This window comes from Brevibacterium sediminis (assembly GCF_024895295.1).
GTDB lineage: Bacteria > Actinomycetota > Actinomycetes > Actinomycetales > Brevibacteriaceae > Brevibacterium > Brevibacterium sediminis.
In genome coordinates this window covers 201,468-223,007 of record NZ_JAHQRN010000005.1, presented here as the reverse complement: position 1 = coordinate 223,007, position 21,540 = coordinate 201,468, and the positions used below count along the sequence as shown (strand labels likewise).

20 protein-coding genes are annotated in these 21,540 nt (G+C 65.7%); 14 read left to right on the top strand and 6 right to left on the bottom strand.

Annotation, left to right across the window (positions count from 1 at the left end):
* Nucleotides 1–21: 21 nt before the first annotated feature.
* Complete coding sequence (locus KTJ89_RS13275) at nucleotides 22–3,345, top strand: S41 family peptidase (RefSeq protein ID WP_259358046.1); 3,324 nt, start codon at nucleotides 22–24, stop codon at nucleotides 3,343–3,345.
* A 145-nt stretch (nucleotides 3,346–3,490) separates the two neighbouring features.
* On the opposite strand, the gene KTJ89_RS13270 is transcribed toward KTJ89_RS13275, so the two are convergent.
* Nucleotides 3,491–4,129 (bottom strand): hypothetical protein, encoded by a 639-nt coding sequence (locus tag KTJ89_RS13270; RefSeq protein ID WP_259358045.1) that lies wholly within the window; start codon nucleotides 4,127–4,129, stop codon nucleotides 3,491–3,493.
* A 226-nt stretch (nucleotides 4,130–4,355) separates the two neighbouring features.
* Between KTJ89_RS13270 and KTJ89_RS13265 the strand changes: the two genes are divergently transcribed.
* The 5 genes from KTJ89_RS13265 (at nucleotide 4,356) to KTJ89_RS13245 (ending at nucleotide 9,714) form a co-directional block, all read left to right on the top strand.
* On the top strand, nucleotides 4,356–5,189 hold the full coding sequence (locus tag KTJ89_RS13265; RefSeq protein ID WP_259358044.1) for an enoyl-CoA hydratase-related protein: 834 nt from the start codon (nucleotides 4,356–4,358) through the stop codon (nucleotides 5,187–5,189).
* Nucleotides 5,190–5,281: 92 nt separating this feature from the next.
* Entirely contained in the window at nucleotides 5,282–6,427 is a 1,146-nt protein-coding gene (locus tag KTJ89_RS13260; RefSeq protein ID WP_259358043.1) for an acyl-CoA dehydrogenase family protein, read from the top strand.
* A gap of 108 nt (nucleotides 6,428–6,535) precedes the next feature.
* Nucleotides 6,536–7,300, top strand: a complete 765-nt coding sequence (locus tag KTJ89_RS13255) for an SDR family NAD(P)-dependent oxidoreductase (protein ID WP_139909569.1) — start codon at nucleotides 6,536–6,538, stop codon at nucleotides 7,298–7,300.
* A 94-nt stretch (nucleotides 7,301–7,394) separates the two neighbouring features.
* Nucleotides 7,395–9,089 carry an AMP-binding protein gene (locus tag KTJ89_RS13250; RefSeq protein WP_259358042.1) on the top strand — a complete coding sequence of 565 codons (1,695 nt, stop codon included), beginning with the start codon at nucleotides 7,395–7,397 and terminating at the stop codon, nucleotides 9,087–9,089.
* Nucleotides 9,079–9,714: a TetR/AcrR family transcriptional regulator gene (locus tag KTJ89_RS13245; protein WP_139467631.1), complete on the top strand. Its 636-nt coding sequence runs from the start codon at nucleotides 9,079–9,081 to the stop codon at nucleotides 9,712–9,714. The genes KTJ89_RS13250 and KTJ89_RS13245 overlap by 11 nt, the downstream gene beginning before the upstream one ends.
* A gap of 205 nt (nucleotides 9,715–9,919) precedes the next feature.
* Here KTJ89_RS13245 and KTJ89_RS13240 read toward each other — a convergent pair whose 3' ends face one another.
* A complete protein-coding gene (locus tag KTJ89_RS13240; protein WP_139467630.1) occupies nucleotides 9,920–10,720 on the bottom strand; it encodes a family 1 encapsulin nanocompartment shell protein in 801 nt (266 codons plus the stop codon).
* Nucleotides 10,717–11,976 carry a Dyp-type peroxidase gene (locus KTJ89_RS13235; RefSeq protein WP_259358041.1) on the bottom strand — a complete coding sequence of 420 codons (1,260 nt, stop codon included), beginning with the start codon at nucleotides 11,974–11,976 and terminating at the stop codon, nucleotides 10,717–10,719. The genes KTJ89_RS13240 and KTJ89_RS13235 overlap by 4 nt, the downstream gene beginning before the upstream one ends.
* A 236-nt stretch (nucleotides 11,977–12,212) precedes the next feature.
* On the opposite strand from KTJ89_RS13235, the gene KTJ89_RS13230 reads away from it, so the two are divergent.
* From KTJ89_RS13230 to KTJ89_RS13210, 5 genes are all read left to right on the top strand, one after another.
* On the top strand, nucleotides 12,213–12,692 hold the full coding sequence (locus KTJ89_RS13230) for a DUF488 domain-containing protein (RefSeq protein WP_310650298.1): 480 nt from the start codon (nucleotides 12,213–12,215) through the stop codon (nucleotides 12,690–12,692).
* Nucleotides 12,689–13,207: a DinB family protein gene (locus tag KTJ89_RS13225; RefSeq protein ID WP_259358040.1), complete on the top strand. Its 519-nt coding sequence runs from the start codon at nucleotides 12,689–12,691 to the stop codon at nucleotides 13,205–13,207. The genes KTJ89_RS13230 and KTJ89_RS13225 overlap by 4 nt, the downstream gene beginning before the upstream one ends.
* 35 nt (nucleotides 13,208–13,242) lie before the next feature.
* Complete coding sequence (locus KTJ89_RS13220) at nucleotides 13,243–13,590, top strand: VOC family protein (RefSeq protein ID WP_259358039.1); 348 nt, start codon at nucleotides 13,243–13,245, stop codon at nucleotides 13,588–13,590.
* Nucleotides 13,591–13,703: 113 nt separating this feature from the next.
* The gene (locus KTJ89_RS13215; protein ID WP_259358038.1) at nucleotides 13,704–14,354 is read left to right on the top strand and encodes a TetR/AcrR family transcriptional regulator; all 651 of its coding nucleotides are present in this window, start codon (nucleotides 13,704–13,706) and stop codon (nucleotides 14,352–14,354) included.
* The gene (locus KTJ89_RS13210) at nucleotides 14,351–15,640 is read left to right on the top strand and encodes an MFS transporter (protein WP_259358037.1); all 1,290 of its coding nucleotides are present in this window, start codon (nucleotides 14,351–14,353) and stop codon (nucleotides 15,638–15,640) included. The genes KTJ89_RS13215 and KTJ89_RS13210 overlap by 4 nt, the downstream gene beginning before the upstream one ends.
* 52 nt (nucleotides 15,641–15,692) lie before the next feature.
* On the opposite strand, the gene KTJ89_RS13205 is transcribed toward KTJ89_RS13210, so the two are convergent.
* Nucleotides 15,693–16,187, bottom strand: coding sequence for a winged helix-turn-helix transcriptional regulator (locus tag KTJ89_RS13205; protein WP_259358036.1), 495 nt, complete (start codon nucleotides 16,185–16,187; stop codon nucleotides 15,693–15,695).
* Nucleotides 16,188–16,263: 76 nt separating this feature from the next.
* Between KTJ89_RS13205 and KTJ89_RS13200 the strand changes: the two genes are divergently transcribed.
* Nucleotides 16,264–17,646, top strand: coding sequence for an MFS transporter (locus KTJ89_RS13200; RefSeq protein ID WP_259358035.1), 1,383 nt, complete (start codon nucleotides 16,264–16,266; stop codon nucleotides 17,644–17,646).
* Nucleotides 17,647–17,664: 18 nt separating this feature from the next.
* Here the strand turns inward: KTJ89_RS13200 and KTJ89_RS13195 are convergent, their stop codons facing one another.
* A complete protein-coding gene (locus KTJ89_RS13195; protein WP_259358034.1) occupies nucleotides 17,665–18,042 on the bottom strand; it encodes a VOC family protein in 378 nt (125 codons plus the stop codon).
* A gap of 113 nt (nucleotides 18,043–18,155) precedes the next feature.
* Here KTJ89_RS13195 and KTJ89_RS13190 point away from each other — a divergent pair, with 113 nt between their 5' ends.
* Complete coding sequence (locus tag KTJ89_RS13190; RefSeq protein WP_172173121.1) at nucleotides 18,156–19,529, top strand: aldehyde dehydrogenase family protein; 1,374 nt, start codon at nucleotides 18,156–18,158, stop codon at nucleotides 19,527–19,529.
* A 180-nt stretch (nucleotides 19,530–19,709) separates the two neighbouring features.
* Here the strand turns inward: KTJ89_RS13190 and KTJ89_RS13185 are convergent, their stop codons facing one another.
* Nucleotides 19,710–20,156: a MarR family winged helix-turn-helix transcriptional regulator gene (locus KTJ89_RS13185; protein WP_172173123.1), complete on the bottom strand. Its 447-nt coding sequence runs from the start codon at nucleotides 20,154–20,156 to the stop codon at nucleotides 19,710–19,712.
* A 168-nt stretch (nucleotides 20,157–20,324) separates the two neighbouring features.
* Here KTJ89_RS13185 and KTJ89_RS13180 point away from each other — a divergent pair, with 168 nt between their 5' ends.
* Complete coding sequence (locus tag KTJ89_RS13180; RefSeq protein WP_172173125.1) at nucleotides 20,325–21,539, top strand: MFS transporter; 1,215 nt, start codon at nucleotides 20,325–20,327, stop codon at nucleotides 21,537–21,539.
* Nucleotide 21,540 lies beyond the last annotated feature (1 nt).

Sequence of the window (21,540 nt, the reverse complement as noted above, 5' to 3'; positions counted from 1 at the left end):
CGAGCTTGTAATGTGGGTCACGTGACTTATCTTCGCTATCCCCATATCCAGTCCGATCTCATCACCTTCACCGCCGACGACGATGTCTGGCTCGTTCCCTCCGCCGGCGGCCGCGCCTGGCGGCTGACCTCCGATCATGCGCCGGTCCGGTCACCGAGGATCTCACCCGACGCAGCGCACGTCGCGTTCGTATCCTTCCGCACCGGCCAGGCGGAGCTCATGGTCGCCGAGGTGGCCACCGGGTCCCTGCGTCGGCTCACCTGGTTGGGGTCGAGCGCGATGACGATGCTCGGGTGGGCCGATGCCGCCCATGTCCTCGTCGGCGCGAATGCCGGGGAGTTCGAGGTCCGCAACCATGTCGTGAAGTCCGTGAGCCTCGACGGCGAGGTCGATCGGCTGTCGTTCGGTCGTGCCTCGGGTCTGGCCCGGCACCACACGGGAGTGACCGCTCTGTCGACGCCGTTCTCCCGTCCACCCGCGCACTGGAAGCGCTACCGGGGTGGGACTGCGCCGAGGCTGTGGCTCGATCGAGTCGGCAGTACGAACGCTGCCGGCATCGGAGATGGATCCGGGGCCCGGTGGCAGCGGCTGCTGCGCGAGGACGAGGCCTCTCTGACCGACCCGCTGTGGGTCGGCGATTCGCTCGTGTTCACCTCGGACCGGGCCGCGACCTTCCCTCACCATGCCGATGAACAGGCGAACCTGTGGATCATCGACGGACTGGCCGCCTCGGCGAGTTCGGGTGATGACTCGGTCGAACCACGGCAGCTCACGCACCAGTCCGAGGCCGAGGGCTATGTCCGTGACGCCACGACCGACGGCACCCGCATCGTCTGGCACTCCCGTGGGGAGATCAGGATCCTCGACAGCCTCGACGCCGAGGTCCGCACCCTCGCAGTAGCTCTGCCGGGCACCCAGGTGCAGCCGCTCAGTCTCGACCCGAAGACCGGGCTCAACCACATCAGCCCCGACAGAGAAGGCAATGCCTCGGTGGTGGAATGGCGAGGCAAGACCTTCTGGCTCGCCCACCGCGAGGGCCCGGCCCGGGCGCTGTGCGCGGATTCGTCGATCCGCACCCGCGAACCTCTCGTCCTCGGTGACACCGGGTTTGCCGCGTACATCACCGATGTCGAAGGGGAGGACGCGATCGAGGTCGCGTCCGTGACCGGGGACAAGCCGCCTCGGCGAATCGGGGCCGGAGCCCTGGGACGGGTCCTGCACCTGAAGGCGGATCCGGCGGGGAAGATGCTCGCCACGATCTCCCACGACGGGTCGATCCGGACCGTCGAGGTGGGCAATGGTCGGACGCGCCTGGTCGGGCATTCGGGACACGGCGAGGCGCGCGATCCGCGGTTCTCACCCGATGGGAAGTACCTCGTGTGGTCGCAGCCGACGCAGGGTGAGGAGCTGCTCGCGCAGCTGATGATCGCCGAGGTGAAATCGGATCGCGAGGCCCAGCCGCTGACGACGGGCAAGTTCAATGACTTCTCGCCGACGTTCACCCGGGACGGGAAGTTCGTCGCTTTCCTCTCCGATCGCACCTTCGATCCCTCGTACAACCAGCATTCCTTCGATCTGTCGTTCAACGGCGTCACCCGACCGTGGCTGCTGCCCTTGGCCGCCGATGAACCTGCGCCCTTCGGACCGAGCGCCGGCGGATGGGCGATCAGCGAGGTCACCGAGGAGGCGAAGTCCGAGCGCGGTCGCGGGGACAAACCGGCCGCCACCGTCGAGGTCGAGCTCGAGGGCGCCGAGGAGCGCATCGTGCCGTTCCCGGTCGCCTCGGGGGTCTTCCGGGATCTCGAATCCGCTGAGGGAGGACTCGTCTGGCTGCGCACCGGCGACGTCGAAGCCGGTGAGCTCGGCACCGGACGGGCCGGAGATGCCGGTGAGAAACCCGCCGAGGTGGTCCAGTACTTCGACTTCGCCAAGCGGAAGGTCAGCACCGTCGTCGACAAGGCCGACGAGTATGAGATCTCCGGAGACGGCAAGCTGCTCGTCGTGCGCAGCGACGATGCGATCAGCGTGGTCCCGGCGAACCGGAAGGTCGAGGCCGACGATGATGACAACATCTCCGTCGATCTCTCACGTCTGCGATTCGAGCTCGACCGCCGGGCCGAGTGGCTGCAGATGTTCGAGGAGAACTCCCGGATCATGCGCGACCACTATTGGCGCGAGGACATGAACGGGGTCGATTGGGAGTCGGTGACGCTGCGCTGGCGTGCCGTGGCCGCGAAGGCGCTGACTCATGACGACCTCGTCGACGTGCTGTGGGAGACCGTGGGTGAGCTCAACACCTCGCATGCTTATGTCACGCCGTCTGGGCTCGGCGATGGGTCGAAGAAGCTCGGATTCCTCGGTGCGGATCTTGAGCGGAGCACTGAGGGTTGGACGATCTCTCGCATCCTTCCCGGTGAGAGCAGTGAACCGGGGGCGAGGTCGCCGCTGCGCCAGGCCGGAGTCGGAGCGCAGCCCGGCGATGTCATCGTGGCTGTCAATGGTCAGCCCGTCGACGAGGCGGCCGGTCCCGCCGCTCATCTGCAGGGGGCCGCGGACACGATCGTCGAGCTGACTCTGCGCCGCGGACGCAAGGACCGCACGGTCGCCGTGATTCCGCTGCCCACCGAGGAGAAGCTGCGCTATCAGGATTGGGTGCGCTCCCGCCGGGAGTATGTGGCCGAGAAGTCATCCGGCCGCATCGGCTATGTGCATGTCCCGGACATGACCTCCTACGGGTGGGCGCAGATGCACCGGGATCTGCGGCAGGCCATGGGCTGCGAGGGCGTCATCGCCGATGTGCGGTTCAACCGAGGCGGGCACACGAGTGCTCTGGTGGCCGAACGCTTCGCCGATCAGGTGGTTGCCTGGGGTGCGGCTCGCAGCTATGACCAGATGGACCGGGACCCCGAGGATGCTCCGCGCGGCCCGGTGGTGTTCGTGGCCAATGAATTCTCCGGCTCCGACGGCGACATCATCAACGCGCGCGTTCAGGCCAAGGGCATCGGCCCGGTGATCGGCGTGCGCACGTGGGGCGGAGTCGTCGGCATCGACGGTCGCTACGATCTCGTCGATGGCACCGGAGTGACGCAGCCGCGCTATGCCTTCTGGATCGAGGGCAAGGGCTGGAGTGTGGAGAACTATGGAGTCGACCCCGATATCGAGGTCGAGCACGATCCCGGTCAGCTCTTCGCCGCCGACGATCCGCAGCTCGACCGCGCCATCGCCGAGGTGTTCGCCGGGCTGGAAGCCCGTCCCGCCGCCCAGGCTCCGGAGTTCCCACCCCCGCGCGTGCAGCCGCTGAAGAAGGACGGCGCCGGGGTCCCCGAAGCCCCCGCCGAGGACTGACCAACCAACCCCTCCACCTGCCGGTAGGGCCTGGCCCAGCCACCGCGTGCGGAGTCATCGACTTTTGATCCAGTCATCGGGAGAAAACTCGATGATTGGATCAGAACCCGATGACGAACCGAACGAAACTCGATGCGTGCCGGCTCTACCGCTCGGTCGGGGTCAGGGCCCACACGGCGAAGGCGAGCAGCACGAATCCCGAGATGATGCCGCTGATGACCGGGATGAACGCCGGAGCCGCCGCGAAGAAGGCGATGAACCCGCCGATTCCGCAGAGGGTCACGACGGTGGCGAGCACATGAAAGCGATTGAGCTCGAACACCCAGCCGAGCGCAAAGAAATGAGTGCCGACGACCACGGCCACCCATGCCACTCCGAGTTCCGAGTGGCCGAGGCTCGCCAGCAGCCGGGTTCCCGCGAACAGGAGGACCGCCTCGATGAGCACGATGATCCAGTAGGCGCGACCGAACGGCGGTTCCCGACGACCACGGGTCCCCGATTCGCCGAGGCGGCCGCCTCCACCACGGTTCCGCAGCAGTCCGCGAACCGCGAGGACCGCGATGCCGGCGAAGACGATGACGCCGACCGCGATGACAAGCGTGCGCCCCAGGGTCGAGAACTGGCCGGTGTTGATGATGAGGAACAGCAGCCCGAAGCCGGCGCCGATGAGCGCCCCGATCTCCGCACCGGCAGCTGTCTGCCTGCCCCTCGGTGACGTCGAGCCGTTCGGCCCAGGTTCTACAGCGGTCATCATCGTCCGTCTCTCGTCGTCATCGTCGGTCACTCCCGACCCATTGCCGGGAGTTTGGATCGGCCGACACCTGATCAGTGCATTATGTCGGCACCCTTGCCGGCAACATTCTTCCACCAGTGCACCGTCGCTCCGATGCGGACGGACGAAACTCGGCGAACTCACAAGAATCTTCCGGCACCGCGACTCTTGACCTCATTCATGAACTAATGTTCACTAGATGTGAACATAGATTCATTTTTCGTTCGAGGAGGCAACGATGCCAACATCCACCAGCCCGACTCAGCAGACCGCAGCCACGGATTTCGACGACATCCTCTACGTGGTGGAAAAGACCTTCGCGGTCATCACGATCAACCGACCCGATTCCTTCAATTCGTTCCGGTCGCAGACCGTCGACGAACTCATCGAAGCCTTCACTCTCGCCTGGGGCGACAACCGCGTCCGTTCGATCATCCTCACCGGTTCCGGGCAGAAGTCCTTCTGCGCCGGCGGCGACGTCAAACAGAAGGCGCGGACCGGCGACTACGGCCCCGGCCGCTACGGCATGTTCCGCATCTCCGAACTCCACAAGGTCATCCGCTCGGTGCCGAAACCGGTGATCTCCGCGGTCAACGGTGTCGCCATCGGCGGCGGAAACGTGCTCACCACCCTCTGTGACATCACGATCGCGGCCTCGCACGCGCGCTTCGGCCAGGCCGGCCCCAAGGTCGGATCCTTCGACGCCGGCTACGGTTCGGCTTTCCTCGCCCGGGTCATCGGTGAGAAGCGCGCCCGTGAGATGTGGTACTTCTGCGAACTCATCGACGCACAGAAGGCCGAATCCTGGGGCCTGGCCAACGAAGTCGTCGACGCCGACGAACTCATGCCCCGCGCCAAGGAACGCGCCCGGGCCCTCGGTCTCAAGGCACCGACGGCGCTGCGCTTCCTCAAGCAGTCATTCAACGCCGATTCCGAGATGCAGACCGGCTTCACGAACCTCGCCATGAGCGCCCTCGACCTCTACGCGCACTCCCCGGAATCACACGAAGGAGCGGCCGCCTTCGCGGAGAAGCGTGATCCGGACTTCAGTCGCTTCGACGGCGCGTACTGACCCCCGGCGCCCCGCCGGCACAGATCCCACCCGCACAGACCCTGACAGCACAGACCCTGACAGCACAGACCCTGACAGCACAGAGGATTCCCGTGGACACGACTCTCACCCCCGATACCCAGACCCTGCTCGATGCGGCGGCCGGATTCGAGGAGCGGCTCATCAGCGAGGCCCGCGAACGCGAAGGCGCCGGCCGCATCGGTGCCGATATCACCCGGGAGATGGGCCGCGCCGGTCTCATCGCCCCCGAACTGCCGACCCACCTCGGCGGGACCGGGCTGACCAAGGTCACCGCGGGTCTCGTCACCGAGGCCATCGCCCGTGGAGACCTCACCGTCGCCTATGTCCAGGTCGTCGGATCCCTCATCGGACAGGTCATCGCCCGCAATGCCAGCACCGAGGTGGCCTCCCACTACTGCCGCCTCATCACAGCCGGTGACGAAACGGTGGCCATCGGACTCTCCGAACCGGAGGCTGGTTCGGACGCCGGAAACCCCTCGACCACGGCTCGGCGGGACGGCGACGACTGGATCGTCAACGGCACGAAGTCGATGTCGCTGGCCATGACCTCGACGGCAACGGTGATCTTCGCCCGCACCGACCCCGAGGCGGGGCGCGGAAAGGGCATCTCGGCGTTCCTCGTCGACCTCGACGCCCCCGGAGTCACCCGAAACCCCATCATCGACATGGGTCAGGCGGCCGTCGCTCGCGGCAGCGTGGACTTCACCGATGTCCGCGTGCCCGCCGACCACCTCCTCGGCGAGGTCGGTGGAGCATTCACCCAGGTCATGCAGGGATTCGACTTCTCCCGAGCTCTCATCGGACTGCAGTGCACGGGGACTGCGACGCGCGCGATCGAGGACGCCTGGGCCTACGTCAAGGGACGTGAGGCCTTCGATCAGCCGCTGTCGAAGTTCCAAGGGGTCTCCTTCCCCCTGGCCGAGGCGGAGACGAAGATGGCGGCGGCCCGACTGCTATGCCTGGACACTCTGCGCCTCGGCGACGAGGGCCACCCGCACACCTCTCAGGCTGCCATGTGCAAGTGGTGGGCCCCGCTCGAGGCCTACCATGCGGTCCATCAGTGCCTGCTTCTGCACGGACAGAACGGCTACAAACAGGACCGGGACGTCGAGAAACGACTGCGCGACGTGCTCGGCATGCAGATCGGCGACGGCACCGCCCAGATCATGAAGCTCATCATCGCCCGCAACTCCGCCGGTCGCGAATACGCCCCCTGACCGGGAAGAACACAAACCGGTCCCACCCATAGCTTCTCCACTGGCACTCCTCTCGCACGGCTCACATTCCAACCGCAGCATCAGACACACGACTGGAAGGACACCACCATGTCAGCACCCACTCAGACCGCACCTCTGACCGATCGCATCATCATCGTCACCGGTGCCGCCTCCGGAATCGGCAAGGGAATCGCGACCCGCCTCGCCGCCGACGGCGCCACCGTCGTCGTCGCCGACCTCGACGCACAGACGGCCGCGAACACCGCCTCGGCGCTGGGGCATGATTCGATCGGGCTCGCCGCCGATGTCACCGACCGTGCGGCCGTGGACGCCATGATCGCCGAGGTGGTCGAGCGCTTCGGACGCATCGACGTCCTCGTCAACAATGCCGGCTGGGACAAGGTCGAACCGTTCATGGAGTCGACGCCGGCGACCTGGCAGCGGGTCATCGCGATCAACCTCCTCGGCACGCTCAACTGCACGCAGTCGGCGGCCGAGCACATGATCGCAGCCGGATCGGGATCCGTCATCAGCATCGGCTCGGACGCCGGCCGGGTCGGATCGAGCGGGGAGGCCGTGTACTCGGCGGCCAAGGGCGGGATCATCTCGTTCACGAAGACCTTCGCCCGCGAGGTCGCCCGTCACGGGATCTCCGCGAACTGCGTGTGTCCCGGACCGGCCGACACGCCGCTGTTCGCTGAGATCTCCGCGGACAATCCGAAGCTGCGCACCGCACTGGAGAAGGCGATTCCGATGCGTCGACTCGCCCAGCCCGAGGACCTCGCGAATGCCGTGGCCTTCTTCGCCCGTCCCGATTCCGCCTATGTCACCGGCCAGACACTCTCCGTCTCCGGCGGACTGACGATGGCCTGAGCATCACGGCCGTCTCCCGTCGGCGGCAGTTGTCAGCACGACTACCGGCACCACCCGAGTCACAGGCACGAAACCAGAGCAAAGGAGCCCTGCTATGCCCACCCGATTCGAGACCATCCTGACCGACTCCCTCATCAAGGAATTCACCTCATCCGGGGACTGGAAGAACCAGACCCTGCTCGACCACCTCGAGCACTGGAGTGCACAACGACCGGACGCGGTCGTCACCCGCGATCCCTACGGTGCTCACACCTATGCCGAGCTCAGCTCGGATGTCGACAGCTGTGCCCAGGCGCTCGTCGACCTCGGGGTCGAACCCGGCGACGTGGTGGGTGTGCAGCTGCCGAACTGGTATGAATGGCTGGTCATCCACCTCGGCGCGATCAAGGCCGGCGCTGTGACCAACGGCCTCATCCCGATCTATCGGGACCGCGAGATCGGGTATATGGCGAAGAAGGCGTCGGTCTCGGTGCTCTTCGTGCCCAATCGCTTCCGAAAGTTCGACTATCCCGATATGGTCGACCGACTGCGTCCGAACCTGCCGGAGCTGCAGCACACGATCGTCCTCGACACCCCCGGCGAGGCGACCTTCGACGGTCGGGACGGCTTCGAGAGGTGGACGGATTTCCTGGCTCGAGGGGAACGCGACTCAAGCTCGGACGGTTCACGGTGGGCCGCCTCGGCGATCGAATCCATCGCTTGGGACGGCCGGCGCCCGGACCCCAATGATGTCGGACTCATCCTCTTCACCTCGGGGACGACGGGCAATCCCAAGGGTGTGATGCACACGCACAACAACGTGCTCGCGGCCTCGCTGCCGTGGCCGGATCACCTGGGCCTGGACGAGGATTCGGTCATCCACATGGCCTCGACCTTCGGCCATCTCACCGGCTACATGTACGGAGTGTGTCTGCCTCTGCTCATCGGCGGTTCGGGCGTGTTCCAGGACGTGTGGAACGGCGAGGAGTTCGCCCGTCTCGTCGCCGAGCACGGAATCCAGCACACATCGGGGGCGACTCCGTTCCTCCACGATCTGCTCGAGGTGGCGAAGTCGACGCAGCACGACCTGTCCGCCCTCAAGCACTTCTGCTGCATGGGCGCCCCGATTCCACGCGTCATGGTCAATGAGGCGCGCACGCTGCTTCCGGAGCTCAACGTCTTCGGCGGCTGGGGACAGACGGAATGCGGGCTGGTGACGATGACGGCGCCGGGCGATTCGGAGGAGAAGGTCACGAGCACCGACGGACGAGCACTGGGCTCGATGAAGGTCCGCATCGTCGATCCCCTCGGGGAACCCGTGCCCGCGGGCGTCGAAGGAAGAATCCAGGTCACGGGCCCATTCCTGTTCGTCGGCTACCTCGATGAACCGGAGCAGACGGCAGACGCCTTCGCAGGCGTTTGGCTCGATACCGGAGACCTCGCCGAAATGGATGCCGAAGGCTTCATCCGGATCGCGGGGCGGTCGAAGGACATCATCATCCGCGGCGGCGAGAACATCCCGGTGGCCTATATCGAGAACGTTCTCTACGAACATCCCGCGGTCTCCCAGGTCGCCGTCGTCGCGGTGCCGCATCCCCGGCTGCAGGAGATCGCGTGCGCGGTCGTGACCCTCAATGAGGGCCACAGCCTGACGATGGACGAGCTGCAGGAGTTCTTCGACGCGAAGGGAGTGGCCAAGCAGTACTGGCCCGAGGCCCTGCAGTGCCTCGACGAGTTCCCTCGCACGCCAAGCGGTAAGATTCAGAAGTTCAAGCTCAGAGAGGAAGTCGCCGCCGAGCATGTCAGCTGAATCCGAAGACCTCAACGCGATCGTCCGCGGTGCCCGCGCGGAATTCCGAGAGCGGCAGATCGTCGACGCCGCCGTGCGTCTGATGCAGGAGAAGGGCACTCATTCGGTGTCCATGCAGGCGATCGCGAGGTCCGGCGGGGTCAGTGTCGGACTGCTGTACAAGTACTTCTCGGACAAGGAGCAGATCGTGCTCGCCGCGATCACCCGCGTCCTCGAGGAGTTCCGTCTCCGTGTCCCCTCCGCCATCGCCGAGGCGGCCGAACCCGTGGACAAGGTCATCGCCGCGTTCACGGAGTTCTGCCGCATCGTCGGTGAACAGAGACATGCGGTCGTGCTCACCTATCAGGTCTCCAGGGCACTGTCGAAGGACGGACTGAAGTCGATCCAGGACCAGGAGCTCGAGACCCTCCAGCCCCTCGTCGACGTCGTCACCGCCGCCGTCGAGGCAGGCGACCTGCGTGATGTCGATGCGCAGGTGCTCGGGCACGACCTCATGTCGATCGCCCATATGTGGGCGCTCAAGTACTGGTACTTCCAGCGGATCGGGCTCGACCTGGAGACCTATATCGACCGGCAGGTGCGCACGCTTGTGCTGAGCAACCTCAGCGAGGCTGCCCGCCGCTAGGCCACCTCGTGGGGAGTCATCGACTTCTGATCCAGTGATCGCAATATAACTCGATGACTGAATCAGAACTCGATGTGCAACCGTACAGAACCCGATGATTCAGGGAACAGAACCCGATGCCTAGGCAACTGCGGCCCTCTGCTGTGCAGCGCGACCTGGGGGCTGCGCCGCGACTCCGCAGGCGCAGCAGTTCACCGAGCCGGGCTCAGGGGTGCAGGGGGACGCTCGATTCGTCGGTGAGCGCGAGGAAGCCGAATGTCTCCTGCAGGTACAAGTCGACGGTCTCGCTGTCGTGGCCGCTGTAGCCGATCGACAGGTCCTGGCCGAGGTGGAGTTCGTAGTCGCCGCCGCGGGTGGACACGAGCAGGGCACCTTCGAGCGCCGGCGCCCAGACGATCTCCCCGGCGCCGAGCTGGCGGGAGAGGTGATCGCGGATCGGGAAGCCGTGGTCGGTCGACTCGGAGACCTTCGTGTATTCGGCCTCGGACAGCAGCAGGCTGTAGGGTCCGTCGACACCGGCCGTGCGCAGGCTCGACAGCGCCTGCGCCACCGCGTCCGCATAGTCCTCCACTGCATCGGGCAGGGTCACGGCCGCGTTCGACGAGTTCGGGACGATTCCGCCGATGCCCGCGGAGTCGAGTCCGTGGAGGATGGCCCGGTCCTCGGCCAGGGCGATCGTCGTCGCTGCGTCCTTGACCGGCTGCCAGTCCGAATCGCCGGAGCCGCGTGCAACATCGTCGATGGCCTCACGCGTGACAGTGAAGGGGGCGCGCAGTTCGACGAATTCCTGCACGATGCGCTGTCGAATGTGCAGACCCGACGAATAGGACTGCACATCCTTGATATGTCCCGTGGTCACCGAGGAGGTCTCGAAACCGGTCGGCCCCTCGACGTCGACGATGCGCCGACCGGCGATATTGCGCTTGAAGGTGCGCCGAGCCTCCTCCTCGATCTCCGCCCAGGCCGGGCCGGTGATCGGGGCGAGTTCGCGATAGAGATTGTTCACTGTCGTCTCCTGTTCAGGCTGCCGATTCCCAGGCTGCCGTCCGTGGGTGCTGAGGGGTCCGAATCTGTCGGGTCGTCGCTGTCTGTTGGTTCATCAGCGACCGGATCGTCGTCCGATCCGTCGTCGATGTCCGGTCCATCGACCTTCGCCGAGGCGGCTCCGCCGATCCCGAGTCCCGCCTCGGCGAGTTCCCCATCGGGATCGTCGAGGAAATCCTGGGACGGGACGAAGAACAGCCCTCCGGTCACCGCGGTCGAGAAGTCGAGGATCCGGTCGTAGGTGCCCACCGGGTCTCCGATGAACATGTTCGTAAGCATCTGCTCGGTCGTCGTCACGTCTGCGGCATAGGCGATGAAATAAGTGCCGTACTCCTCGGAGCCGACGGATCCGAAGACCATATTGTCGCGCACGATCTCCCGGTCGTTGCCGTCCTCGTCCTCGATCGAATTGAGCATGAGGTGCGAGTTCGGTGCTTTGTCTTCCTCGGCGAATTCGACGTCGGAGAGTTTGTGCCGCCCGAAGGCCGCTTCCTGCTCCTCGACGCTGAGTGCGTCCCAGGCGGCCATGTCGTGTGTGTACTTCTGAACGATCACAAAGGTGCTGCCCGGATAGCCCGGGGCGCCATCGCCGGGAACGGCTCCCACCTCGGCTCCTGCCCCGGCGGCGGCAGCGACATCGGGTCCCGCCTCGGCGGAATCCGGGATGGACTCCGGGCCGGAATCCTGGGCAACGTCATCGGGGTGGCGGAACACGGCGTCGACGGCACCCTGGTCCTCGGGGTTCTCGGTGCCGTCGACGAAACCGAGGATGTCGCGTTCGTCGAAGTAACGGAAGCCGTGGACTTCGTCGGCTACGTCGACGGCGCCCTGCAAAGCATCGCCGATGAGTCGGGCGAGTTCGAAGCACATGTCGATGCGGCGAGCGCGGATGTGGAACAGCAGATCACCCGGGGTGGACGGTGCCGTGTGGACGTCTCCGCGCTGTTCGATGAAGGGGTGGAGACCCCGGGGGCGGGGTGCGGTGATCATGCGGTCCCAGAGGTCGGCGCCGATGCCCGTGACACAGCTGAGGTCGGCTTCGCGGGAGCGGAAGCCGACGGTTCGAGTCAGCCCTGCGATCTCGGACAGGAAGTCCTTGACTCTGCTCTCGAATCCGGGGCGGACCGTGAGGACGAGGAAGATCGCAGACGGCGACGGCGGGACCAGCACCCGTTGCGGACTCTTCCCATTGGGGAATGCCTGTTGCCAGACGGTCACTTCATCATCTCCTCCGCTCGCGGCTTCGGCGCGGTGCACCTCGGGACACCAAGGTGACCTACGTCTCGGAGTCTACGCCTCACCAGGCGCGATTGGCCACGGTGCCCATACCGACTGTCGTTGAGAGCAGCTGTCGTCAGAAACAGCTGTCGACAAGACCGGCAGAGGCAGACGGGCACTGCCGCTGCATTCGCGTCGTAGACTCGAAGGGAAGCGAGCGAAAGGAACATCCTCCGATGTCCGGGAAGAAGAGCTCCGCAGAGAGCAGCGCACACATGGTCCGGGTCCGCCGCATCTACGACGAAGCGCAGACCTCCGATGGGACCCGGATCCTCGTCGATCGAGTCTGGCCGCGCGGTGTGAGCAAGGACAAGGCCGAACTCGACGACTGGGTCAAGGACGTCGCGCCCTCGACCGAACTGCGCAAATGGTATTCCCACGACCCGGAGAAGTTCGACGAGTTCGCCCGCCGCTTCCGCGAGGAACTGAAGAGCGATGAAGCCGAGCAGGCCCTCGATGAACTGCGCGAGCTCGCGCAGAAGGGGACCTTGACCCTGCTCACGGCGGCCAAGCGCGATGACATCAGCCAGGCCACCGTGCTCGCCGAGATCCTCACCGACGGCAAGAAGACGAGTGGCAGGAAGGCGAGCGGCAAGACAACCGGAACCACCAAGTCCGGAAGCAAGAAGGCGAGCTCCAAAAAGGACAGCGAATGAGCGAGATCACCCCTGACACCCGCGACTGGACCGATGTCCTCGCCGCGGGCTGTTCCGACTGCGGCTTCACCGGCACCGAGGACCCGACCGGCGTCCCGACCACCCTCACCGAGGCGGCCGCCACCTGGCAGACGGTCCTGACCAGGGATGACGCTACCGAACGGCGCAGTCCGGACCGGTGGTCGGACATCGAATACGCCGCTCATATGCGCGATGTCCTCGACGAATTCCGCCGTCGCACCGAGCGCATGCTGGCCGAGACCGACCCGATCTTGGACAACTTCGACGGCGATGCGGTCGCCGTCGAATCCGACTATGCCCACGCCGATCCCGCCGAGGTGGCCCCCGCCGTGCGTACGGCCGCGGAGTCCTACGCCGGCCTCCTGTCCCAGGTCAGCGGGGAGGAATGGGAGCGTCAGGGTTTCCGCTCCGACGGTCACGCCTTCACCGTCGCCTCGCTCACGCTCTACGGACTCCACGAAATCCGGCACCACCTCGGCGACGTCGGGGCCTGAGGGCACAACCGAGACAACTGTCGAAAGGTGAAGCCATGTCATTGGAATGGGAACAGATCGTCATCGATTCGCCCGACCCATTCACGCTCGGGCGCTGGTGGGCTCGAGCGCTCGGCTGGGTGATCGTCGACGAGAACGACACGGAGATCGAGATCCGGCAGAATCCCGATCGCCTGCCGGGAATCATCGTCGGCATCGACCGGGAAGAGAAGGTCGTGAAGAACCGACTCCACCTCGATTTCCGGCCCGATGACCGTGACGCCGAGGTGGCCCGCCTCCTCGATCTCGGAGCACGCCGTGTCGAAGTGGGTCAGACCGGAGACGAACCCTGGGTCGTCCTCGCCGACCCCGAAGGCAACGAATTCTGCATCCTCAACTCCTGATCGGGCCGAGAACGGCCGCAACACAGACCGAAGCCGGGCCGGAGACCAGGGCGTCGAAACCGTCACCACTGTTTTATTGGACACAGGTGTCCAAAATGCTTTAGTCTCGTCACATGGGCAGGAAGAAGAGCTTCGACGAGCAGTCCGTCATCGATGCCGCCATCGCCGTGTTCAGCGAGCACGGCTATGCGGGAACCGATGTCGGACTGGTCTGCGAACGCGCGAACATCGGCCGCTCGAGCTTCTACAACACCTTCGACAGCCTCGACGCCGTCTTCCTCCGCGCCCTGCGTGACTACACGGCCACGGGCATCCCGCTCAGGGAGGAACTCGAGCACAGCCTCGAACCCGCGCCCGTCCTGCTCATGCACCGCCTCGGCGGCGAGCTGAAGAAGCAGTGCGACGACGAGAACCGGACCGGGTGCCTGTCGGCGAACACGGCGGCCGAGCTCGGCCGCGAAGTCGATGCCGTGTGCTCGATCCTCGACCCCGACCGCGACGCGTGGCTCGACACCTACTCAGGCATCATCGAGCGCGGTCAGACCGCGGGCCATATCCTCGCTGACCTCGACCCCCGAATCCATTCCCCACTCATCCACAGCGTGCTCGCCGGCCTGCGCATCGCCGCCCGCGTCATGACCACAGAGGACGTCCTCGCCCAGGCCCGAGCCTTCGTCGCGGGACTGTGCACTCCGGCCGGCAAGGCCACCCTCGAAACCGGAGGTGCTCCAGGCGCCTCGACGAAAGGCAGCCCCACCCCATGACCACTTCAACACCGCCCTCCCTGAAACCTCGGGTCCCCGGTCAGGTCTATCTGCTGGCCGCCGTGATCTTCTGCCTCGGCACCAGCGAGTTCATGATCGCCGGAATCCTCGAACCCTTGAGCGCTGACCTAAGTGTGACGATCCCGCAGGCGGGCCTGCTCATCACCGGTTTCGCCATCGGCATGATCGTCGGGGCACCGGCCATGACGCTGCTGACGCTGACCCTGCCCAGGCGAGCGACGATGATTGTCATGATCATCGGCTTCTCCGCCCTCCACATCCTTGCGGCGCTGTCACCGAGCTACGGACTGCTCATGGTCTCAAGGGTGCTGTCGGCCTTCGCCTGCGGCGGGTTCTGGGCCGTTGCCGCCGTCCACACCTCGGCCATCGCTCCCGCCGCCGTGCAGGGCCGCGCACTCGCCAGCCTCGTCGGCGGACTCACCGTGGCCAACCTCGTCGGAGTGCCGATGGGAACATGGATCGGCACCCAGTTCGGGTGGCGATCGACTTTCTGGGCGGTCGCCCTCGTCACCGCCCTGGCCGCCGTTCTCATCGCCGTGGCCACCCGGTCGAGCGCGAAGTCCACCGACCCATCGAAGTCCAGCGGCCCAGACGAAGCAGAATCGCCTGCTCCCGCCGAGGCGGCCCCCAGCCTGCGTACGCTGCTGCGTGCCGAGATCGCGGCGTTCAAGGGACCCCGAATCTGGTTGGCCCTGGGCACGACGGCGCTGTTCCAGGCTTCGGTGTTCGCGTCCTTCTCCTACTTCTCCCCGCTGCTCACTCGGGTGGCCGGCCTGTCCGCGGACCTCGTTCCCGCAGTCCTCGCTGCCTTCGGCGTCGGTGCCTTCGTCGGTGTCGTCGTCGGCGGGCGCTTGGCCGACAGGAATATCTTCGGCAATATCGTCGGCAGCCTCACGGCTTTGGCGCTCAGCCTCGGTGCCCTGTGGCTGGTCGCGGACAATGCGATCCTTGCCGTCATCATGATCGTCCTCGTCGGCGCCAGCGGTTTCTCGATCGCCGGGGCGCTCAATGCCCGCGTCTTCCAGATCGCGACTCAGGCGCCGACCCTGGCCGCCAGCGTCAACACTTCGGCCTTCAATGTCGGCAATGCGGTCGGACCTGCCGTCGGCGCCTGGGTCATCGCCGCCGGGTTCGGCTTCCCCTCCACGGTCATCGCCGCCATCGTCCTCGCGCTCGCTGCACTCGTCATGGTGGCCGTGGCGATCCGCGTCGAACGGGCGTGGGCACGGCGATCAGAGCCCATCCTCGCCGAGGCGGCCTGCTAGTCCCAGCGGACCGTGCAGTTTGTCCCAGCGGACCGTACAGTCCGGTCAGTGCTCACCTCAGAGTCCCAGCCGGCTGCAGCCGTTCGCGCGCGTCCTTCCATGGCTTGACCCAGGTCATCTGTTCGGGAACCAGAGTCTCGCCGCAGGCGCTGCACACCTCGCCCTGAGTCGTCTCCTGCCCGCAGGCTTCGTGGATGAGTCCCATATGGCCTCCGCCGGCAGGCAGTTCGGTGTGTTTCTCTGCCCACAGCGACAGCTGCTGCAGGATCGGCAGCAGATCGGCCGCGGCCTCGGTGGCCGCATAGCCCTGCCGGATCCGGGCCCCATCGGCGTAGTCGACCTTCGTCAGCAGCCCGGCCTCGAGCATCCCGGACAACCGCCGGCTGAGCACGGCTTCGGAGATTCCGAGATTCTCACGCAGCTGATCGAAACGCCCCCGACCATGGAGGACGTCGCGGACGATGAGCAGCACCCACGGATCGCCGAGCACGTCGAGGGACCGCTTCACCGGACAGAACTCCTGCGACCAATCCGAACGCAAAGCCATCTCGACTACCTTTCTTCGACGAAGTCTGCTTATACTTCCCCCAGTATAACTTCTTTGAAGAAAGTTCGAGGGATCGATGTCGACCACTCCACCCGCGCAGCGGCGGCACCGCCGCATCCACCCCGCCTGGTGGGTCGCTGCCGTCGCCTTCATCGCCCTGCTCGCCGCCGCCGGATTCCGGGCTGCTCCCGGAGCACTCATGGTCCCGCTCCATGCGGACTTCGGGTGGTCGATGAGCAGCATGTCCCTGGCCGTGAGCGTCAACCTGCTGCTCTACGGACTCACGGCCCCCTTTGCCGCGGCACTCATGGATCGCTTCGGCATCCGCCAGGTCGTGGCCGCGGCTCTGGCTCTCGTCGCCCTCGGCGCCGGAGGCAGCGTGCTCATGACCGCGTCGTGGCAGCTGCTCATATTCTGGGGAGTGCTCATCGGGCTGGGCACTGGTTCGATGGCCCTTGTCTTCGCTGCCACCATCGCCGATCGCTGGTTCGTCGCCCGCCGCGGGCTGGTCATGGGCATCCTCACCGCCGGATCGGCCACCGGTCAGCTGATCTTCCTGCCGCCGGTCGCGACGATCGCCGAGTCCACGGGGTGGAAGCCGGCATCCCTGCTCATCGGCATCGCGGCGATGGCCGCCGTGCCGCTGGTCTGGTTCGTCCTCCGCGATCATCCCACTGACCTGGGCGTCCTGCCCTACGGTGCGGCTGATGCGAGCACGGATCGCCCGACCGACTTCAACGACGAGACCGAGCCTGAGGGCGACACCCCGACCACGGCGGAGTTCACCCCGACCACGCCCGCCGAACGCCGCGGCACCGGTGCCGCCCGACGCGCCTTCGCAGGTCTCTTCTTCGCCGCCCGTCATCGCTCGTTCTGGGCTCTGGCCATCGCCTTCGCGATCTGCGGCGCGACGACGAACGGACTCATCGGCATCCACTTCATCCCCTCGGCCCACGACCATGGGATGCCCGCGTCGACGGCGGCCGGCCTGCTCGCGGTCGTCGGGATCTTCGACATCGTGGGCACCGTGTTCTCCGGTTGGCTGACCGACAAATTCGATGCCCGGATCCTCCTCGTCGCGTACTACACGTTCCGCGGGGTCGGCCTGCTGCTTCTGCCCTGGCTGCTCTCGGACACGGTCCACCCGAGCATGATCCTCTTCATCGTCGTCTACGGCCTCGACTGGGTCGCGACGGTCCCGCCGACGGCCGCTCTGTGCCGGGAGATCTTCGGCGACAACGGCACCATCGTCTTCGGCTGGGTCTTCGCCGCCCATCAGATCGGGGCCGCCGCCGCGGCCTTCGCCGCCGGCGCCGTCCGTGACGCCTTCGGTGAGTACACCTACGCCTGGTGGGGCGGGGCGGCCATGTGCGTCATCGCCGCGGTCCTGTCGTTCGCGGTCAGACGCCGTCTGATCGATGATCGCAGGGAACCCGCCACCGCCGAGGCGGCCGCCTAGTCCCAGTTCAACCGAGATTCAGTCCTGTTCCTCCGGTTCCCACAGCTCGATCCGATTCCCTTCGGGATCGGTCACCCAACCGAAGCGTCCGATTCCGTCCATCTGCTGGGTCTCGTCGTCCACCTCGGCGCCGGCAACGCGGAGCTGCGCGATCATCGCGTCGAGGTCGGCGACACGGAAGTTCAGCATCGTCTGCTGCCGGTCCTGACCTTCCGGTCGCGTCCCGAAGTAGTCGGTGTCGGCCTCGAAGAGTCCGATCACGGTCGGTCCGGCCGGCTGCTGCCACAATCCGTGATCACCGAAGTCGACGCCGAGGACGTCGCGGTACCAGGCCGTCATCGCCTCGGGGTCGGCCGCCCGCAGGAAGTATCCGCCGATTCCATTCACTCTCTCCACGTCCGAATCCTATGCCCGATCCCAATCCCAGGGATGGACTCAAGTGTCGCGGAATGTCGGGAGACTGTAGTTTGTTACAGGGCACAGATCGTCAACCCGTGAAAGGACGTTCCATGAGCAAGTTCGCTGTCACCAATGCCAACACCGGCGAAGTCGAGGAGGAGTTCGCCTCGGTTCCCAAAGAGGAGATTCCTTCCTACATCGATCGTGCCCACGAGGCACATCTGGCGTGGAAGGAGACGCCGCTGCATGAGCGCGCGGCGATCCTGCGCAAGTTCGCCGATCTCGTCGATGAGAATGCCGATGAGATGACCGACATCATCGGTCGTGAGATGGGCAAGATCAAGAAGCAGGGCCTCGGCGAGGTCGACAAGGTCGCCCGCACCGCCCGCTGGATGGCCGACAACGCCGCCACCCATCTGTCCACGACCCACCTGGCCGCCGCCGGTGCGGCCAGCAGCTATGTCGAGCACCAGCCGCTTGGCGTGTTGCTGGGCATCATGCCGTGGAACTTCCCGTACAACCAGATCGCCCGCTTCGTGCTGCCCAACCTCATGGTCGGCAACACGATCATCATGAAGCAGGCGTCGATCTGTCCGAAGTCCTCGCAGTACTTCGAGAACCTCCTCACCGAGGCGGGACTGCCGAGGGGCGTGTACCAGAACATCTACCTCGATTCCTCCCACGCCGAGGAGGTCCTCAAGGACTTCCGCGTCAAGGGCTTCTCACTCACCGGTTCCGAGGGTGCCGGTGCGTCGGTGGCCGCGATCGCCGCGAAGTACTACAAGCGCGCGGTCCTCGAGCTCGGCGGAAATGACCCGGCCGTCGTCCTCGACTCGAAGGACGTCGCCTCGGTGGCGCAGAAGCTCGTCGGGATTCGTCTGGCGAACGCCGGCCAGGTCTGCACCTCGCCGAAGCGCATGATCGTCGTCGATGAGCTCTACGACGAATTCGTCGCCGAGGCGGTCAAGGCCGCCGAAGCCATGAAGATCTCCGACTTCGACGACCCCGAGGTCGGCATGGGACCCGTGTCCTCCGAAGGTGCTCGCGACGAGATCATCGAGATGATCGAGAAGGCCGTGGCCGATGGTGCGACCCTGCACACCGGCGGCAAGAAGCTCGACCGCCCCGGCTGGTTCATGTCCCCGGCCGTGCTCACGGACATCGACCCGCACTCGGACCTCGGCTGCAACGAGCTCTTCGGACCGGCCGTGATGATCTACCGTGCCAAGGACGAAGAGGATGCTCTGCGTCTGGCCAATGATTCCGAGTACGGCCTCATGTCCTCGGTGTGGACCGACGATCTGGAGAAGGGTCAGGAGTTCGGCAAGAAGATCAACGCCGGCATGACGCTGATCAACAGCCACATGGAATCCGGACCGGAATACCCCTTCGGCGGCATCAACCGCTCCGGCTACGGACGTGAGAACGCTCAGTGGGCGTTCCAGGCGTTCACCAACGAACACCTCATCCGCGTCCACGTCTGATCAGTCGCACCTGTTCTCAGGTGGAATTGATCGGCTGAGTCCTGTGCCCTAGTGCAGGATCACCATCGCCGAGGCGGTCGAAAAGGCCCGATCGACAGCGAATTTCCGCTGTCGATCGGGCCTTTTCCTTTGGGCCAGCTCTGCCTCTGCGGTCAGAGTGAGTCAACTCAGGATGCAACTTCAGACGACCGACTCGGCATAGAGCGCCGAGACCAGTGGCGCGAGCTCCGGCGTCTCACGAGCTTCGGCGAGAGCGGATTCGAGCACACTGTCATGCGTCGGATGGGCTTCGGCGAGCAGCGTCTCACCGGCAGGGGTGAGTTCGGTGTAGATGCCGCGACGGTCGTCGGCACAGAGCACACGAGTGAGCAGCCCGCGGTCCTCGAGGCGAGTGACCAGCCGCGTCGTCGCGCTCGATGACAAGGCGGCGGCGCGGGCGAGTTGCCGCATGCGCATATGCCAGCCGTCCTGCCGGCTCAGCGCATCGAGGACGGTGAATTCGACCACGGAGAGGTCGTGCTCGCGCTGGAGACTGCGTTCGAGCTCGACCTCGATGAGTCCGTGCAGAGCAGCGAGCGTGCGCCAGCCCTTGGCCCGGATCTCCACCGCGTCGTCCCTGATGCCCACGTCATTCTCCTTGTTCTCGACGTCTCTCAAGGATACACCACTTGCGCGGATAAGACGCGTGTGCAACTATATTCATTGCGTCTGCAACTACTGCACACGCGCTCTATTGCACACGCACGTGATTTCGCGACCGCGGAATCCGCTCCCCACCGAAAGGTCTGCACCACCATGCCGCTCGCACTGCTCGCTCTCGCCATCGGCGGGTTCGGAATCGGACTCACCGAGTTCGTCATCATGGGCCTTCTGCCCGAGGTGGCCGCAGACTACGCGGTCTCCGAGACCGTCGCCGGATACCTCATCTCCGGCTATGCCCTTGCTGTCGCCATCGGAGCCATCGCGATCACCGTGGCGCTGAGCCGGGTCGATCGGAAGACGGCTCTCATCGGCCTCATGGTCCTCTTCATCATCGGCAACGGACTCTCGGCTCTCGCCCCGAGCTACGAGATGATGATGGTCGGACGCATCGTCGCGGCACTCTGCCACGGCGCCTTCTTCGGCATCGGCGCGGTCGTGGCCGCTTCCCTGGTGCCCGCGAACCGTCAGGCCGCGGCGATCTCGATGATGTTCGCGGGTCTGACCACGGCAAACGTCCTCGGAGTCCCCTTGGGTACCTTCCTCGGCCAGGCCGCCGGATGGCGGTCGACCTTCTGGACCATCGCGGTCATCGGCATCATCGCCCTCATCGGCATAGCCGTCCTCGTCCCCTCGATTCCGGCACGATCGGACGCGGCCTCGGGCATCCTCGGCGAATTCCGCATCTTCGCCTCCGGTCAGGTGTGGGCGTCGATCCTCATCACGATCCTCGGCTACGGGGGCATGTTCGGAGCCTTCAGCTATATGGCGTTCACGCTCACCGGAGTGACCGGCTTCTCCAGCGCCGCCGTCCCATGGCTGCTCGTCCTCTTCGGAGTCGGCCTCTTCATCGGCAACATCCTCGGCGGTCGGGCGGCCGATAAGAACCTCGGGGCGACCCTGCTCACCCTGCTCATCGGTCTCGTCGTCATCCTCGCAGTGTTCTCTCTGATCGCCGAGAACAAGGTCGCCACGATCATCGCGCTGGTGTTCATGGGCGGGTTCGGCTTCGCCACGGTTCCGGCCATGCAGATGCGCATCATGCGCCACTCCGGCGACGCGCAGACTCTCGGGTCAGGAGCGAACATCGCGGCCTTCAACGTCGGCAATGCCTTCGGGGCGTGGGTCGGCGGACTGACCATCGCCTCGGGCCTCGGCTATACCTCACCGCTGTGGGCGGGTGCGCTCGTCACCGTCGGCGGGCTCATCACCCTCCTCATCGCCGGACACGCGCGGGGAGGGGAATTGCGCCAGAAGGCAGTACACACCGAGGCCACCGCGGATCCCGAGTGGGAATCGCAGTCGGTCTGAG

What these genes read in the sequence shown, in the direction of transcription:
- KTJ89_RS13265 (WP_259358044.1), top strand. Translation starts at nt 4,356, where the DNA reads ATGCCAACATCCACCAGCCCGACTCAGCAGACCGCAGCCACGGATTTC.
- KTJ89_RS13255 (WP_139909569.1), top strand. Translation starts at nt 6,536, where the DNA reads ATGTCAGCACCCACTCAGACCGCACCTCTGACCGATCGCATCATCATC.
- KTJ89_RS13250 (WP_259358042.1), top strand. Translation starts at nt 7,395, where the DNA reads ATGCCCACCCGATTCGAGACCATCCTGACCGACTCCCTCATCAAGGAA.
- KTJ89_RS13245 (WP_139467631.1), top strand. Translation starts at nt 9,079, where the DNA reads ATGTCAGCTGAATCCGAAGACCTCAACGCGATCGTCCGCGGTGCCCGC.
- KTJ89_RS13230 (WP_310650298.1), top strand. Translation starts at nt 12,213, where the DNA reads ATGTCCGGGAAGAAGAGCTCCGCAGAGAGCAGCGCACACATGGTCCGG.
- KTJ89_RS13225 (WP_259358040.1), top strand. Translation starts at nt 12,689, where the DNA reads ATGAGCGAGATCACCCCTGACACCCGCGACTGGACCGATGTCCTCGCC.
- KTJ89_RS13220 (WP_259358039.1), top strand. Translation starts at nt 13,243, where the DNA reads ATGTCATTGGAATGGGAACAGATCGTCATCGATTCGCCCGACCCATTC.
- KTJ89_RS13215 (WP_259358038.1), top strand. Translation starts at nt 13,704, where the DNA reads ATGGGCAGGAAGAAGAGCTTCGACGAGCAGTCCGTCATCGATGCCGCC.
- KTJ89_RS13210 (WP_259358037.1), top strand. Translation starts at nt 14,351, where the DNA reads ATGACCACTTCAACACCGCCCTCCCTGAAACCTCGGGTCCCCGGTCAG.
- KTJ89_RS13205 (WP_259358036.1), bottom strand. Translation starts at nt 16,187, where the DNA reads ATGGCTTTGCGTTCGGATTGGTCGCAGGAGTTCTGTCCGGTGAAGCGG.
- KTJ89_RS13200 (WP_259358035.1), top strand. Translation starts at nt 16,264, where the DNA reads ATGTCGACCACTCCACCCGCGCAGCGGCGGCACCGCCGCATCCACCCC.
- KTJ89_RS13190 (WP_172173121.1), top strand. Translation starts at nt 18,156, where the DNA reads ATGAGCAAGTTCGCTGTCACCAATGCCAACACCGGCGAAGTCGAGGAG.
- KTJ89_RS13180 (WP_172173125.1), top strand. Translation starts at nt 20,325, where the DNA reads ATGCCGCTCGCACTGCTCGCTCTCGCCATCGGCGGGTTCGGAATCGGA.